This is a genomic window from Bacillus sp. NEAU-CP5 (genome assembly GCF_026420705.1).
Classification (GTDB): Bacteria; Bacillota; Bacilli; order Bacillales; family Bacillaceae; genus Bacillus; species Bacillus velezensis.
The window spans coordinates 462,713-478,770 of record NZ_JAPMOV010000001.1; the positions used below are offsets into that span (position 1 = coordinate 462,713).

The window sequence follows — 16,058 nt, forward strand, 5'->3', positions numbered from 1 at the left end:
AGACTCATTCTTCACTCAAGTAAACACGGATCTTTGAGCCTTCTTTTACTTTCGTTCCGGCTGCAGGTGATTGTTTCACAATTTTGCTTCCTTTTCCTGAGGAGTCAATATTCAAATTGACAAGCAGCGACTCAAGATCAGAGACAGACATCCCTACAACATTCGGAACCTCTATTGTTTTTGTGTCGTTCCATTGATATTTTTTCTCGATTTGATTTTTTCGCGGTTTCACGCCGAGCTCAGGCAGACTGTCTCTCATCATATTTCCGACAATCGGCGCGGCGACGGTTCCCCCGAATTGAATCGTGCCTTTCGGATTATCAACCGCGACATACACGACAAGGCTCGGGTCATCAGCCGGCGCAAAACCGATAAAGGAGACGATATGGTTGTTTTCGAGATATTTGCCGTCTTTGACCTTTTGTGCGGTACCTGTTTTTCCGCCGACGCGATACCCTTCCACAAAGGCGTTCCGCCCCGTTCCCTGAGCGACGACGCTTTCTAAAGCATATCTGATCTGCTTTGACGTTTCCTGGGAAATAACTTGCCTTTTCGCAATCGGTGATTGTTTCTTAACAGTTTTTTTCGTAACGGGATCAACCCACTCTTTGGCGATAAACGGAGTATAAAGCGTTCCGCCGTTTATTGCTGCGGAAACGGCTGCCACCTGCTGAATCGGCGTGACGGAAACCCCTTGTCCGAAAGCGGTTGTCGCCTGTTCGACCGGGCCGACTCTGTCAAGCGGGAATAAGATCCCCGTTCCTTCCCCTTGCAGATCAATGCCTGTTTTCTTTCCAAAGCCGAAGTCCTTAATATATTGAAACAGCTTTTGTTTTCCGAGCCGTTCCCCGAGCTGTACAAACCCGGGGTTGCAGGAATTTTGAACGACTTCAAGATAAGACTGCGAACCGTGGCCCCCCTTTTTCCAGCATCGGAGGCGGGCGCCGTCAACCTCGGCAAATCCTTTGTCATAAAAGTGGTCTCTTTGCAAGTTTACTTTTTGCTCTTGGAGAGCCGCCGCAAGCGTAATAATCTTAAAGGTCGAACCCGGTTCATATGTGCTCCATACCGGCAGGTTCCGGTTGTAAACGGACGGATCCACCGATTGATAGTCAGCCGGATCAAAATCAGGACGGCTTGACATGCCGAGCACTTCCCCGTTTTTCGGATTCATTGCGACCGCAATCATTCCGTCCGGGTTATATTTCGCCGCTGCATTGTCGAGCTCCCTTTCTATAATCGTCTGAACCTTGGCGTCAATCGTCAATTTCATATCAAGTCCGTCTTTCGGAGGGGTGTAATCATCCGCTTCATCAGGCATTTTCTTCCCCTTGGCATCCGTATAAAATTTCACAGATCCCTTGACACCTTTTAAGTCATCATCATAATAAGCCTCCAATCCGAGAAGGCCCTGGTTATCAATACCGGCAAAACCGAGAACATGGGACAAAAAGCTTCCGTACGGATAATGACGGATGCTGTCTTCAGCCACATAAACCCCTTTTAAGTCGAGCGCTTTGATTTCTTTCGCTTTTTTATTGGAAATTTTCCGCCCCTCGGGTGAGATTTTTTCTATGGAGGTTTTCTTAGTAATGTGTTTGTAGACCTTCTCTTCCGACATATTTAAAACTGACGCGAGAAGCTTGCCCGTTTTTATGGGATTTTGGATCTGGCGCGGTACGACAAAGACGGTCGGCGCGCTTTTATTAGTAGCCAGCTTCACGCCGTTTCGGTCAAGGATCTCTCCCCGCTCAGGCTCAAACGGCAAATTTCGGCTCCAGGAATCCTTAGCCAGTGAAGTCAGCTTTTCTCCCATCACAAATTGGACATAGCCTAATCTGCTGTCAATGATCAAAAAAATGATTACGCCAAAAAGCAAAACCAGTAATAAACGTTTTCGAACCGTTACATTTGAAACGCGCAAGGGACCGTCCACTCCTTATTTAGGCTTGTTTCAATTTATGCCTCAGCTTGGACACATAGAACGGCGGCGCATAAAAAAGAAGCCCGCGGGCATCGGCGGACTTCTCTGTCCCGTTAATCAGGATTTTTAAATTTCACCTTGATCACGGTATTTTCTTTCAGTTCTTTGCCTTTTTTCACACTTTGGCTTGAAGCGTAACCTTCACCGCTCACATCAATGTGAATGCCTGATACTTTGCTGAATTGAAGCACTTCCCGTCTCGACCATCCGGACATATCCGGCATCGTCATCTTTCCGTCTGTTTTTAAGAAGATTTTCTGATTGGTGATCACATCTTCTCCGGCTGTCGGATACTGCTCTTTTACGGCAACATCACTGCCGATGACAATCGGTGTGAGATGTTCATTTTTCGCTTCCTTCTCAGCGCTCTTGACCGTCTTATCTGTCAGGTCAGGCATCTTTTGGCTTTTCGTTTCTTCCTGACCGGAATCTGTTTTTTCCGTCGGTTCGATATTCATGTAGTGGAGGCTGTTTTTCATCGTCGGGTTAAAGATTTCCGCGACAGGATCAGAGCTGCTTTGCCCCGCTTTTAATTGCGGCTGCTGCACGGCTACATAGATGACGAGCTTAGGATCATTTTTCGGCGCCATGCCCATGAATGAAAACACATAGTTGCTCGTTCCTCTTAAATATCCGCCCGTCCCGGCAATTTGTGCGGTTCCCGTTTTACCCGCGACGTCAAATCCTTCAATTTTATAAGGTTTTCCCGTTCCGATGTCTGACGTCACGACTTCTCCGAGCAGATTCCGGACTTTTTTCGCCGTATCGGCTGAAATCGGCGTGCCTACTTGCTCTGGTTTTGTCTGCTTGACGACTTTTTTCGTATCGGGGTCGACAATATGATCAATGACGTAAGGTTTCATCATTTTGCCGTTATTGGCAATCGCCGTGACGGCCTGAAGCTGCTGGATCGGCGTTATCGCCGATGCTTGGCCGTAAGCCGTAGACGCTTTGTCAAAATCATATTTGTAGTTAATTTTACTTGATACTTCACCGGGCAGATCAATCCCTGTTTTTTGATAGAGCCCGAATTTGTGCAGGTACTCATTAAACCGGTCAAACCCCAGTTTTTCGTTGGCCAGTTTGGCAAAAGCAACATTTGAAGACCTCATAAGGCCGTCATGGAAGCTTGTCATGCCCCAGCCGGCGCCATCGTTCCAATCTTTAACAGGTCCGCCTCCCACTTTATATGTTCCTGATTTATATTTCTCGTTTGCAGAAAACACATTTTCCTGAATCGCCGCGGCAAGCGTAAAGATCTTCATCGTCGATCCCGGTTCATATGCGTACGACACTAAGTCGTTGTAATAATTGGTGACGTTTCTGATGTTCGGGTCAAAACTCGGACGCTGCCCCATCGCAAGCACTTTGCCTGTTTTCGGTTCTACGACAGCCGCCATAATTTTTTTCGGTTTATATTTTTCCGCTACTTTCGTCATGCTGTCTTCTAAAAAGGTTTGAATTTTCTGATCAATGGTTAAATATACATTGTCACCGTTTTTAGGTGCGGTGATTTTTTCGTTGCTGTTCGGAAGTTTCCAGCCGGATTTATCACTTTCGTAAGTGACGGATCCGTCGCGTTCCGTCAGATAGTTATTCAGTATTTTTTCAAGCCCTAAAGAGCCTTGTATCTCGTTTGTTTTTTCATTCACATCGGCATAGCCGAGAACATTTGACAAAAATATGCCGTTCGGATAGTAGCGCTTCGTATCTCTTAAGAAAGAGATACCCGGAAGATTCATTTTTTCGATCTTTTGTTTTTTCGCATAAGAGATATCGCGGCCGGCTGAACCGAATTCCACCTGCTTCGCGCCATCCCTGTTTAAGATGTCCAGAATCTTGCTTTTATCAAGATTGATAACGGTCGCCAGTTTTTCCGCCGTTTTCTCTTTGTCTTTGACATGCTGAGGATGCTTCGGATCACTCGTCATCTTTTTATCAAGCACGGCAATGAGCTTATATGTCGCCGTGTCCTCTGCAAGCACTTTGCCGTTCCGGTCAAGAATAGAGCCGCGGCTCGCTTCTATCGTCCGCTTTTTTTCGTGCTGCTCGGTCGCTTTTGTTGCAAGTTCTACACCGTTTGCTTTACCGGTTAATTGAATGTACGCCATTCTCCCAAGAATGACAAAGAAAAAGAGAGCGAAACAAATACTGAGTATCGCTGCTCCTCTGTTCATAAACTTATTTTTTTTCGGCATGGGTTATCATTCCTGTATGTTTTTCACTTTTTTATCTTTCAGATTCAAACCGTGCTTTTTGGCGATATCCATCAGGCGCTGCGGCTGGCTTAAGTCAGCAGCCGTCTTTTCGAGATCACCGATCTGCTTATTCTTCTCAGATACTTTCTCCTCCAGTTTTTGCACCTCAATATTGGATTGGTACGCCGCGTATGCCTTTGATACGATAAACATTGATGTGGAGAGAACGGCAATGGCAAACAGGACGAGCAGCACCTTTTCCCCGAGTGTAATGGAAGCCCTCTTTTTGACAATCACCTTTTTTTCGGGACTTATCACTGGCCGTTGTTGTTTTTCCTGCTGGTAAGCTAAGTTGCTCATAGGCTGATGACCTCCTTTAATGTTGTCATTTGCTGCCCGTTATTTTCGTTTCTCCGCAATGCGGAGCTTCGCTGACCGGGCGCGGTTATTTTCTTCAAGCTCCTCTTTTGATGCCGTAATGGGCTTTCTCGTAATCAGTTTTAATTCCGGTTCAAATTCTTCCGGTATCACGGGAAGACCCGGAGGCAGTTCGGGAAGTGATGATTTTTCCTTGAATGTCGTCTTGCACATTCTGTCTTCCAGCGAGTGAAAAGTGATCACAGACACCCTTCCGCCCGGCTTCAGCACCTCTATCGCTTGCAAGAGGGCCTCTTCAAATACTTGAAGCTCGTCGTTTACGGCGATTCGAATGGCTTGGAAAACACGTTTGGCCGGATGACCTCCGCTTCTTCTCGCCGGAGCCGGTATCGCGTCCTTTATTAGATCGACCAGTTGGCCGGTTGTTTGAATAGGCGATTTTTCTCTAGCCTCTTCAATTTTTCGGGCGATCTGCTTGCTGAATTTTTCTTCTCCGTATTTAAAGAAAATCCTCACAAGGTCCTCATACCGCCATTCATTTACGACTTCTTTCGCCGTAAGGGCGGCCGACTGGTCCATCCTCATGTCCAGCGGTGCGTCATGATGATAGCTGAATCCCCGTTCCGGTGTATCAAGCTGCGGAGAGGATACTCCTAAATCAAATAAAATTCCGTCGACACTCGTAATGCCGTGTTCATGTAAACACTCTTTTAAATAACGAAAGTTGCTTTTCACCAGAATAAGCTGTCCTTTGTATTCGGACAATGTTTTCTTTGCGTTTTCAAGTGCTGTGTCATCTTGGTCAAAGGCGATCAAGCGTCCTTTTTCCGATAATTGCTGCAATAAATATGTACTGTGCCCGGCGCCGCCAAGGGTGCAGTCCACATAGGTTCCGTCCGGTTTGATATTTAAACCGTCGACGGTTTCACGAAGAAGTACTGTCTTATGCTGAAACATTTGTGTCGGTCCCACCTTTATAAGGAATGAATTGAATTGTCAGTTGTTGTTGTGATGCACGAAGATCCATTATATATCAAATCCAATCATGTTTTCAGCAATTTCAGCGAATGAATCTTCTTGCTCTTCTGTGTATTGTTCCCATATTACCTTACTCCACAATTCAATTCGATTGGAAACCCCGATGACAACACATTCTTTTTCCAGTTTTGCGTAATTCAGAAGAGATGACGCAATATTAACCCTTCCCTGCTTGTCCAGTTCGCATTCGGTCGCACCGGAAAAAAAGAATCGGGTAAATGCGCGGGCGTCTTTTTTGGTGAGCGGCAGAGCCTTCAGCTTTTCTTCAATCAGCTTCCATTCATTCATCGGATAGCCGAAAAGGCATTGGTCCAGTCCTCTGGTCAGCACGAACTGCTCACCGAGGCCTTCTCTGAATTTTGCGGGTACGATCATGCGGCCCTTTGCATCAACAGTATGCCGGTATTCACCCATAAACATGATAAGGACCCCCACTTTCTCCCCTAAACTCACCACTATCCGCCACTTCTCTCCACAACCTCATTTTACACTGTTTACACATAAAAAAAAACCCTGAACTATTCAGGGTTCTTTAAAACTTTATTTCAAAGTTTGACAATCTGATGTTGGTTTTGAAAAGAAAATGGCAGATGTTTGAAGGTTGTGAAGAATTTTGGACCGTAGCGGTTCAGATAATACATCACATTCCAAATCCGTTCCTGCGGAGCGCCGAGCGGTCTGATGCTGTTTTGGATTCTTTCATAGTCACGCAGCACAAAGCCTTCTTTTTCTTCAATTCTTTTCGTTACCGTCCGTTCTAAAAAAAAGAGCTGATCTTGAATGAAGGCGGCATTCTTCTGTAAGAGCGGCTCAAGGCTTGAATCGACCTTCAGCGCTTCGTCCCTTGCGCGTTTATGGACAGCTTCAATCTGCGACTTCGCCTGTTCCATTACAGAAGAAAACTCTTCCGGAATCTGCTCTTCAAAATAAGTGTCTTTCAGGTGTCCGGTGCCGTGTTCAATCGCTTCCTGAAGCGGGATATTCCGTTCTGAAAGCTTCTTTTCAATATGGCGCTCAAGAATCGTAATGTTCAGTCTCGGCACTACCGGCGTCATGCGAAAGCCCATTAATGAGAAAGCCTGCTTCAGCTCACCCCAATAATTGATTTCCCCCGGCCCCGCGATAAACGCCAGAGTCGGAATGAGAAACTCCTGCATAAGCGGCCTTGTCACAACGTTATTGCTGAAACATTCCGGTTTTTCTTCCATATGAGTATGAAGCTCGTCGTTCGTCCACTTCAGGTCAAGCTCCTTAATGACAAAAACGCCGTTTTCTTTTTCAATTAAGAAACGCTCTCCCTCGTGTTCGTAAAACAGATTGGCCTGATCTTTGTCCGTTTCAATAATCGGGTGATAACCGGCTTCCCGCATAAGACTCTGCTGGTCTGACACGGCTTTGGCAAGCTCATGATTGTGTTTTAAAATCTGCTGAAACATACTCGTTTCCAGCTTTTTAATCCCCGGATCTCCCGAATTCATCAGAATAAGGCCTTCTTCTTGAAACAAGTCGGCGATCAACAGCTCAAAAAAGTCCGTGAATGTCTCTGATGAGCGTAAACATCGCTTCACGTTTTGAAGGAGTGTGTTTGTGTGATCCGTTTCCTCAAAAGCAGCGAACACTTCATCAATCCAAGCCGCGCATTTTTCCTGATCAAGCTCGGTTTTAGCCGCCGATGTTTTTTTCCAGTACGACTGCGGCAGTTTCTGTTTCACCGGACCTTTATTCTCTGCTGACGTATGCACAAAATTGATTTCTTCCAGATCGTGATCTTCACCCGCCACCCAGAAAATCGGAACAACAGGAATCTGTAACGCCTCTTCCTGCTGTCTGGCAAGTACGATAATGGAGATAATTTTATGTATGGTGTAAAGAGGCCCCGTTAAAAGACCGGCCTGCTGGCCGCCTACAACTGCTGCGCTTTTTGGATCTCTCAGTTTTTCGATGGAGGCCTGCATGGCGGCGGAGTGAAATTTTTCGTGATAGGAGGATAAATAATCCGCTAATTCCTCTCTGGCAAACGGCCGCGAAGACAAGTCATGAAGCCGCTTTTGCCATACGTCCTCTGAATGAATATCATAATCAAAAAATGAAGACATGTTTTCTCCATCTATATAGTGCTGCACAAACATATTTTGACTTTTGATGGAAAGTTCAGTTAGCTGCATCTGTCTGGAACTTCCTTTCTCCAATAAATAGTTAGGTTTCCGAAATGAGTATAGCATGTTACCGGAAAACCTCAAAAGACTTTGTTTCAGTTTCTTTCTAACGCTTTTATGCTGCGGTGTAAAAACGTGAGATGAACGGCCGGCAATCCGCGGCTTTCCGCTTCTTTTACAAGGTAGCCGATAATCGCATCGGCCTCTGTCCGCCTGCCTGCCATGATATCGACGAACATGGAAGAATGATTTTTTTCCGTCAGTCTGCACACTTCGCAAACCTTGTTCCACGCTTTTTCTCTATCGGCGAGGCCAAGTATTGTCTCCGCTTCTTCAAACACGTTTCTCATATATTTTTTGTAAGCGTCATTTGTTACCAGCTCTCCGTTTTTCACGCGCAGCAATGCAGTTAACGGGTTAATGCATACATTTATGATCAGTTTTCCCGTTAATAGCCGATACCAGTCGTTTTCATCATATACGGGAAAATCCCGGTGCATGCCGGAAAAGATGCTTTTGAGCGTTTCCGGCCGGGAAGCGCTGAATACACTCCACCTTACGGCTCCCGCTCCCGTATGTTCAACGGCATGATCTGAAATCTTTTTTGCTCCGTGCTCAACAGTGCCGGCATAAAGCGAATGATCCGTATGCCAATCTTTAATGTCGTGTATGTGTCCCATGCCGTTTTGCAAAAACAGCACATTCGTCCCTTTTATCGTCTCAAGATCCCGCAACACAGCACTTAGCTGGTGCTGTTTAACGGCTGCGATTAAGAGGTCGAATCCGGAAGTGATGCCTGTTTGCGCTCTGCATGCCGCCGTACATTCTATTCCGTCTTTCAAAAGCCGTATACCGCCTGAGTTAATCGCATCAGCCTGCTCCGTTCGCCGCGTAATGACCGTTACCTGATGGCGGGACGATAAGTAGTAAGCACATAAAAGGCCTACCGCTCCGCCGCCGATGATTCCGATTTTCACACTGTCACACCCTATATCTGCATTTTTCCATATTATCATAGCAGAAGCCGCCGCAAATTACTTCAATTTCGTTTTGAGCAAAAAGACTGGCAAGCATATTATAGTTGGAATTTTCAATTAAATCGTTTACAATAATGGTAGGACACAACAAAGGGGGAGTTTGTGTTGAAAATAGAGCGACTGCTCATCAACTTTAAGACACTCGAAGAATTTAAAAGGTTTAAGGAATACGGGATGCAGGAGCTGTCGATGCTTGAAGATCTTCAGGATAATATCATTGAAAATGACAGCACCTCGCCTTTTTACGGGATTTACTTCGGGGATAAACTAGTGGCGAGAATGAGTTTATATCAGGTAAACGGAGGCGCGAATCCGTATTTTGATCAGCGTCAGGACTTTTTGGAACTTTGGAAGCTTGAGGTTCTTCCGGGCTATCAAAACAACGGATACGGAAAAGCGCTTGTTGATTTTGCAAAATCCTTCAGAATGCCGATCAGGACAAATTCACGCATGAAATCAGCAGATTTCTGGGATAAGATGAATTTTGAGCCCGTTAAATATGATATGGCGCGTGATAAAGGAGAAAATCCTTATATCTGGCATCCCGATATGGACGGTGAAATGACAGCCGGAGAAACAGCATAATAAAAAACCGGCCGGGCGCCGCCCCCAGGCCGGTTCATTTTACAGGCTCTGCGCCGATTTTCTGTCGTCTTCTTTTGAATTGACCATTCTTCTCGCTCTGTCCATAATGTCAATTAGCGCTTTATAATCTTCTTCCGTCATCTCCAGCTTGTTTCTCAAGCTTTCATTTTCCTCACGCAGATCTTCGACTTCTTTTTGCAGCGCGGTCAGCTGTTCTGTGAGTTTTTCTTTTTCATGACGCACATCCGCTGCGGCCGGCGACTCTTTAAATTGCTGCAGAAACAAAATGACATCATCAATGGACAGCTCTTTTTCTCCTTCCGCCCTGCGGATCGGAGGCTGTTTGACGGTTCCCGGCAGATTGGCGGAATGCACCCCGATCTGCTTTCTTAATTCCTTCCGCTGTTTTTTCGCCAGTTCTATCCCTGACTGATATTGTTTTCTGACATAAGAATTCCATCTGAACCCGCAGGCGGCAGCCGTTCTCGTCAGCGCTCTGCCGACTTCTTCAAAAGCGGAAAGCTGGGTACCGCCTTCCCGAATATGCCTGAGCACCACTTCGGCCAGCAGCAAATCTTCATCTTGCGTCCACGCGTCTTGTCTCGTTATCGTCAATCGTATCTCCCTCCATATTTGCTCATTTACCTCATACATATGCCGCTGATAGATTAGATAGACTACTGGCGCTCACAATTTTTTCGGCGGAAGCAGACCGGAGGGGCAAAAAAAAAGAAAAGCGCAGGAACCGAGATTCCCGCGCTTTTCTTCATACATTAATTGCTTTTAACATTTATGTCTTTGCCGTTGTATGATCCGCATGCTTTACATACACGGTGAGACAATTTCATCTCTCCGCATGACGGGCATTCTGTCATACCAGGTACATTTAGTTTGAAATGTGTACGGCGCAATCTTTTTTTCATTTTAGAAGTTCTTCTAAAAGGTACAGCCATTATTCCCACCTCCTTAAAGAGTTAAGATTCATCATCTTGTGTTAAGAGCTTTTTCAGATCCGCAAGTCTGGGGTCGATTTGATTTTTCTTGTCTTCCTCAGAAATCACTTGCCAATCCTTCCCCACTTGGGGAGCGGCTCCTTCTTTTTGTTCAGTTTCACAAAAGACTTGCATAGGAATTTCTAAAAGAATCTCTTCTTTTATGATCGGAGTTAAGTCGACGATATCGTCTTCAGCAATATGAACGTCCTCATCTTCTATATCATCCGACTTATGAAATCTAAACAGTTCTTTTGTCGCGATTGTAAATGGATACGGCACATCAACTAAAGTTCTTGAGCACGGCAAAACCATTTCGCCTGAAATCGTAAAGTCAAACGAAACTTGCTTGGATTCAATCTCCGCGCGGCCCTTCACCCGGACGGGAGAAATGCGGCGGATGTCAGAATTCAATTTTGTCAGCTCATTTAACTCAACTGTTTCATCAAATTCAAAACTCTTTTTCGCCATTTGATGAAGCTGATAAATCGTCCATTTCATTTGTATCACCTCAGGAAAGCAACAAACATGATTATAGCTTTTCAGAATGTTTTTGTCAATATTTTTTCTTTACAGCATAATGCCGCCGTCATGCAATCGTTGACAGCCGGATAGGCTATGCATACACTAAACGAAACGGACTAAAATATGCACTTCATTTGCAAATGTACCACACGAAGCAAAACATAGCAAGAAAGGCGGGACAAATATGAAAGCAGTCGGCCTGGTTGTTGAATATAATCCCTTTCATAACGGACACCGCTATCATGCGGAACAAGCAAAAATCAAAACGGACAGCAGCGTCGCGGCGGCGGTGATGAGCGGCCCTTTTTTGCAGCGCGGGGAACCGGCCGCCGTCTCAAAGTGGGCCCGGACAAAAATGGCGCTGGAAAACGGCGTGGATATCGTCATTGAGCTCCCTTATATATATGCCGTACAAAAAGCGGAATTATTCGCGCGCGGCAGCGTTTCGCTTCTTCATCATTTAGGATGCAGCAGCTTGTTTTTCGGCAGCGAAAACGGGCGGATCGAGGCCTTTATTGAAGCGTCTGAAGCGTTCAGCCGAAAGGAAGATGACTGCAGCCTGATTCTGAAAGAGGAGCTGAAAAAGGGTCTCAGCTATCCGGCCGCCGCCTCAAAAGCTTTTTCACACATATTCAAAGGGCGGGACATGCTCGATTTGTCCAAGCCGAACAATATTCTCGGTTTTCACTACGTTAGAGCGATACACACCTCCGGTTCCGCTATGCAGCCTTATACGACAGCCAGAATCGCTTCCCAGTATCATGACGCCGAGCTTCCCGGAGATAACAGCCGGATAGCCAGCGCAACAAGCATCCGGAAAGCGCTGATAGAAAAAGGAACGGCGGCCGCAAGGAGCTTTCTCCCGGAAGCGTCTGCGCGTGAGCTGGAGGCATACAGAAATTCATCCGGCATATGGCACAGCACGGAAGACTATTTTTCATATGTAAAATACAGCCTCAGCACTCTTTCCGCTGAAGAATTGAGCCGAATCTATGAAGTGGAAGAAGGCCTTGAGCACAGAATTCTGCGCACCATCAGACAAGCCCGATCCTATCGCGAAATGATGGAACGATTGAAAACAAAACGATACACGTGGACGAGGCTGCAGCGGATGAATACGCACATTCTGACACGGACGAAAAAGGAAGACATGCATCGGCTCTTACAGCCTTCAAGCGCTCCTTATATCCGTCTTCTCGGAATGACGAAAAAAGGACAGGCGTACCTGTCAGCAAAGAAAAAAGAGCTTACCGCACCTCTCGTCAGCAAGCTCTCTTCTTTCTCTCATCCCGCTCTGGATCTGGACATACTGGCGGGACGGGTTTACAGCCTGCCGATAAACGAACCTGAACGCACATTGTTTGAGAAACAGGAATTTTCACAAGCGCCGATCCGCTATGATGAAGACGAAAAGCGTTTTTTGAATGCGTAAAAAAAGCACCTGTCTGTATCAGGTGCTTTTTACTTTCAGCTGATCCAAATAGTCAAGTGCGTCCTGCATGGTGTCAACAGGGACGATCTTCATATCGGACTTGATTGCTTTCGCCGTTTTTACCGCATTTTTGTAATCAGAATTTTCAGCTCCGTTTTGATTCGGCGCAAAGAAAATATCTTTTCCCGCTTTGTCTGCGGCGACGACTTTCTGATCGATTCCGCCGATCGGTCCGACTTTGCCGTCCACGTCGATTGTCCCCGTTCCGGCTATATTATAGCCTTTTGTTTCGTCAGGTTTTGTCAGCTGGTTGTAAATTTCTAAAGACATCATGAGACCCGCAGAAGGCCCGCCGATGTTTTCAATGCTGAAATGAAGATCCGGCTTCACTTTCACGTTCCGGTCCGTATATAATGCGACGCCGATTCCCGCTCTTTTCGGGTCGTCCGGGAATGATTTCAGCACAATGTCAACGGTCTTTTCTTTCGTGTCCCGTTCAATGTGAAACGTTACTTTTTCCCCCGCTTTTTTGCTGCTGATATAATCAATCAGCTTTTCAGCGGATTCGTATGTTTTCCCGTCCGCGCTGATGATTTTATCACCGACCTCTATTTTTCCTTTGGCCGGCATGTCAGAGACGACTGAGCTGGCATAAATGCCGTTAAATGAGTATTTCACCTGTTTCCCGGCTTTTTGATATGCGGCAATGACCGCGTTTTCTTGGGAGCTTTTCATCATTTGCAGCTGGCGCTTCATATAATCCGAGTCCGATTCGCCCTCTTCTTTTATGCTTTCATCAGAGACGATTTCATCGTAAGGATGCACTTTCGCCCAAAGATATGTATACGGATTGGCGGGGCCTACTTTGACAGTCATCAAGGAAAGGCTTCCTTTTTCAGGATAGCCTCCGTCCACCTTAATCAGCGGTCTCAGCTCTGATGCTTCTCCCGGCTGTGTGATGTAATACGGAAGCTTAATAAATGTAACAGCGATTAATAAGATCAGGATGATAAACACCCAGCGAAAATGTTTTGCTTTCATATGAGTTAGCCCTCCCAGTTCTCTATTTCTTGTTTAATCCGGCCGATCATCCGGTCTGCGGCTTCTTCGCCCGCTGTGATCATATGATCAATGTTGGCAAAAGAACTTGAGCTGAATGATTCAAGAGAAGGGCGGATCATGACGTCTGCGGCAATGGTCTGGTGACGGACCAATTCATTTTGCAGTATATCCATACTTTGCATGATTACATCAAAAATATGTGCCGCCTTTTCCGTTTTTTTCACCCGGGATACGTCAGAGGCGATAACGATATCAGCACCCATATCTTTTACGGCGGAAACCGGGATTCTGTCGACCACCGCGCCGTCGACTAACATACGTCCGTTCATTTTTTGCGGGACGAAAACGCCCGGTATGCTGATGCTCGCGCGGACGGCTTCGGATACTGAACCTTTCGTAAAAACAAGCTTTTCGCCGGTCTGAAGGTCGCAGGCCACGATGCCGAGCGGGATCCGCAGTTCTTCTATCGGCTTGCCGTACGTATAGGCATGAACGAGCTGCCTGATGCGGTCCCCTTTTAAAAATCCGAGCCTCGGCATCGTATAATCCGCGTACAGCCGCCGCTTAAATGCTTTGGCGACTTTTTTCATCGTGGCCACGTCATGCCCGGCCGCATAAAAGCTTCCGACTAATGCTCCCATGCTGCTGCCGGCAATCATATCAATTGGAATCTGATGCTTATGTAAACTGGATAACACTCCGAGATGAGCGATGCCTCTTGCCCCTCCCGAACCTAACGCTAACCCGATTGTAGGTTTGGCCAACGCGACGAACCCCCTAATAGACATCCTATACATGAATTCTATGGTCTAAATTGAACCCCTATGCTCGTATATTAGTACAGGATGACAAATAGGTACTTGCCGGGCCGCCTTTAAGGTCTGTTCTATATTTTATCATGATATAAATGTCAGTGTGCAATTTTAGCATCGGGGAGGTAAGAATGAATTTGTCTAAGTTTCATACATTTTTGATTTCATTGTTTTTCATTTTTTTGACGGCGACGGTTATTTCACACCCTCAGGCCTCATTCGAAGCCTCCAAAACCGGTCTTTCCATGTGGTGGGAGGTAGTTTTTCCTTCATTGCTTCCGTTTTTTATTCTATCTGAGCTTTTAATCGGATTCGGCATTGTCAAGTTTGTCGGCCTTTTACTCGAACCCTTTATGCGTCCCATTTTCAGAGTGCCGGGGGTCGGCGGATTTGTACTGGCTATGGGCATGGCTTCAGGCAATCCGGCCGGCGCGAAGCTGACTGCACGGCTGCGCCAGGATAAACAAATCTCCAGAGTAGAGGCTGAACGCCTCGTCTCTTTTACCAATTCATCCAATCCGTTATTTATATTCGCTGCTGTGGCGGTCGGCTTTTTTCATAACGCGTCTCTCGGCATTCTGCTGGCATCGGCTCACTATCTCGGAAACATCGCTGTCGGCCTGACGATGCGTTCATACGGACGGAAAGAAGAAGCGGCGTATACCGGTAAAAAGACGATCGCTCTTCCTTCTCTGAAGGAAGCATTTCTGGCCCTCCACAAGGCGCGGCTTTCGGAAAAGCGGCCGCTCGGAAAAATTTTGGGCGACGCCGTCACCTCTTCTGTACAAACCTTGCTGATGGTGGGCGGTTTTATTATATTGTTTTCGGTTTTCAGCCGGTTATTATCAATCGTACAAGTCATGGATGTGCTTTCTGTATTTACAAATGCGCTGCTTTCGCTTTTTCATCTTCCGGCAAATCTGGACATCCCTCTTATCAGCGGGATGTTTGAAATTACACTTGGGAGCAAGCTGGTCAGTGAAGCTGATGCCGCTTTGCTGCCGAAAGCCATGATTGTGAGTTTTATTCTCGGGTTCAGCGGCCTTTCCGTACAGGCCCAGGTAGCCGGCATTTTATCGGAAACAGATATCCGCTTTAAACCGTTTTTCGCGGCGCGTATCCTTCAGGGCATTTATGCCGCACTCTTTATTCTCTTACTGTGGAAGCCGCTTTACCTTGCGTTGGACGAACCTTACCAGTCCGTATTCCTCCCTTTCCGCGATCAGGAAGCGGGATCTGCTGCCGTCAGCGGTTGGAATACGCTTGTTGAAACCGGTCCCGCCATCACGCTGACAGCTCTCGCCGTATACGCATTGATTTATTGTTACAGGCTGTCAGTACGGACAAAAAAAGGATGAGACGCCAATCAGCGCTTCTCATCCTTTAAATTTCTGCTTCAGCGCCTGTTCAACTTCCGGAGGAACAAACTCTGAAACAGGCCCGTTATATTTTGCGACTTCTTTTACGATGCTTGAACTTAAAAAAGAGTACTGATTGTTCGTCATCATAAAAAAAGTTTCTATTGATTCGTCGAGCACGCGGTTGACGGAAGTCCCCTGCATCTCATATTCGAAGTCAGAAACGGCTCTGAGCCCCCTGATAATCGCCTTCGCCCGCTTTTTTTTCGCATAGTCGATTAACAGTCCCTGTGACGTCTCGACCGTAACATTCGGAATGTCTTTTGTCACTTCTCTTAACAGCTCACATCGTTCCTCAACTGTAAACAGCGGCTGCTTAGAAGAATTATTGAGCACGCATACGTACACCTGCTCAAACACGTTTGCCCCCCGTCTGATAATGTCCAGATGTCCGTAGGTAACGGGATCAAAACTTCCGGGACATACAGCTATACTTGCCAC

General features: G+C 46.3%; 16 protein-coding genes. 3 read left to right on the top strand and 13 right to left on the bottom strand.

Features of this window, described 5'->3' with window-relative positions; genetic code table 11:
• Positions 1 to 4: 4 nt before the first annotated feature.
• The 7 genes from OTK50_RS01790 to OTK50_RS01820 all read right to left on the bottom strand — a co-directional run bounded on the left by OTK50_RS01790 (position 5) and on the right by OTK50_RS01820 (position 8,731).
• Complete coding sequence (locus OTK50_RS01790) at positions 5 to 1,924, bottom strand: stage V sporulation protein D (protein ID WP_003154438.1); 1,920 nt, start codon at positions 1,922 to 1,924, stop codon at positions 5 to 7.
• A 113-nt stretch (positions 1,925 to 2,037) separates the two neighbouring features.
• The gene (gene pbpB, locus OTK50_RS01795) at positions 2,038 to 4,182 is read right to left on the bottom strand and encodes a penicillin-binding protein 2B (RefSeq protein WP_224224240.1); all 2,145 of its coding nucleotides are present in this window, start codon (positions 4,180 to 4,182) and stop codon (positions 2,038 to 2,040) included.
• Positions 4,183 to 4,188: 6 nt separating this feature from the next.
• Complete coding sequence (ftsL, locus tag OTK50_RS01800; RefSeq protein ID WP_003154442.1) at positions 4,189 to 4,542, bottom strand: cell division protein FtsL; 354 nt, start codon at positions 4,540 to 4,542, stop codon at positions 4,189 to 4,191.
• 39 nt (positions 4,543 to 4,581) lie between these two features.
• Positions 4,582 to 5,517 carry a 16S rRNA (cytosine(1402)-N(4))-methyltransferase RsmH gene (gene rsmH, locus OTK50_RS01805; protein WP_007409704.1) on the bottom strand — a complete coding sequence of 312 codons (936 nt, stop codon included), beginning with the start codon at positions 5,515 to 5,517 and terminating at the stop codon, positions 4,582 to 4,584.
• A gap of 69 nt (positions 5,518 to 5,586) precedes the next feature.
• A complete protein-coding gene (gene mraZ / locus OTK50_RS01810; protein WP_007409703.1) occupies positions 5,587 to 6,018 on the bottom strand; it encodes a division/cell wall cluster transcriptional repressor MraZ in 432 nt (143 codons plus the stop codon).
• A 125-nt stretch (positions 6,019 to 6,143) separates the two neighbouring features.
• Entirely contained in the window at positions 6,144 to 7,763 is a 1,620-nt protein-coding gene (gene bshC / locus OTK50_RS01815) for a bacillithiol biosynthesis cysteine-adding enzyme BshC (RefSeq protein ID WP_224224239.1), read from the bottom strand.
• An 86-nt stretch (positions 7,764 to 7,849) separates the two neighbouring features.
• Positions 7,850 to 8,731, bottom strand: a complete 882-nt coding sequence (locus OTK50_RS01820) for a 2-dehydropantoate 2-reductase (RefSeq protein ID WP_224181672.1) — start codon at positions 8,729 to 8,731, stop codon at positions 7,850 to 7,852.
• A gap of 162 nt (positions 8,732 to 8,893) precedes the next feature.
• Between OTK50_RS01820 and OTK50_RS01825 the strand changes: the two genes are divergently transcribed.
• Complete coding sequence (locus OTK50_RS01825; RefSeq protein WP_044801389.1) at positions 8,894 to 9,376, top strand: N-acetyltransferase; 483 nt, start codon at positions 8,894 to 8,896, stop codon at positions 9,374 to 9,376.
• Positions 9,377 to 9,415: 39 nt separating this feature from the next.
• Here OTK50_RS01825 and gerR read toward each other — a convergent pair whose 3' ends face one another.
• The 3 genes from gerR to OTK50_RS01840 form a co-directional block, all read right to left on the bottom strand.
• A complete protein-coding gene (gene gerR / locus OTK50_RS01830; protein WP_003154450.1) occupies positions 9,416 to 9,991 on the bottom strand; it encodes a sporulation-specific transcriptional regulator GerR in 576 nt (191 codons plus the stop codon).
• A 158-nt stretch (positions 9,992 to 10,149) separates the two neighbouring features.
• On the bottom strand, positions 10,150 to 10,329 hold the full coding sequence (rpmF, locus tag OTK50_RS01835; protein WP_003154457.1) for a 50S ribosomal protein L32: 180 nt from the start codon (positions 10,327 to 10,329) through the stop codon (positions 10,150 to 10,152).
• Between the two features lie 21 nt (positions 10,330 to 10,350).
• The gene (locus OTK50_RS01840; RefSeq protein WP_007611260.1) at positions 10,351 to 10,869 is read right to left on the bottom strand and encodes a YceD family protein; all 519 of its coding nucleotides are present in this window, start codon (positions 10,867 to 10,869) and stop codon (positions 10,351 to 10,353) included.
• Between the two features lie 208 nt (positions 10,870 to 11,077).
• On the opposite strand from OTK50_RS01840, the gene OTK50_RS01845 reads away from it, so the two are divergent.
• Positions 11,078 to 12,325, top strand: coding sequence for a nucleotidyltransferase (locus OTK50_RS01845; protein ID WP_224224238.1), 1,248 nt, complete (start codon positions 11,078 to 11,080; stop codon positions 12,323 to 12,325).
• An 18-nt stretch (positions 12,326 to 12,343) separates the two neighbouring features.
• Here the strand turns inward: OTK50_RS01845 and OTK50_RS01850 are convergent, their stop codons facing one another.
• Together OTK50_RS01850 and OTK50_RS01855 are read right to left on the bottom strand one after the other, a co-directional pair.
• On the bottom strand, positions 12,344 to 13,366 hold the full coding sequence (locus OTK50_RS01850) for a SepM family pheromone-processing serine protease (RefSeq protein WP_007611255.1): 1,023 nt from the start codon (positions 13,364 to 13,366) through the stop codon (positions 12,344 to 12,346).
• Between the two features lie 5 nt (positions 13,367 to 13,371).
• Positions 13,372 to 14,151, bottom strand: coding sequence for a patatin family protein (locus tag OTK50_RS01855; protein ID WP_014304961.1), 780 nt, complete (start codon positions 14,149 to 14,151; stop codon positions 13,372 to 13,374).
• 179 nt (positions 14,152 to 14,330) lie between these two features.
• On the opposite strand from OTK50_RS01855, the gene ylbJ reads away from it, so the two are divergent.
• Entirely contained in the window at positions 14,331 to 15,557 is a 1,227-nt protein-coding gene (ylbJ, locus tag OTK50_RS01860; protein ID WP_038457916.1) for a sporulation integral membrane protein YlbJ, read from the top strand.
• Between the two features lie 18 nt (positions 15,558 to 15,575).
• Here ylbJ and coaD read toward each other — a convergent pair whose 3' ends face one another.
• A complete protein-coding gene (coaD, locus tag OTK50_RS01865; RefSeq protein WP_014417707.1) occupies positions 15,576 to 16,058 on the bottom strand; it encodes a pantetheine-phosphate adenylyltransferase in 483 nt (160 codons plus the stop codon).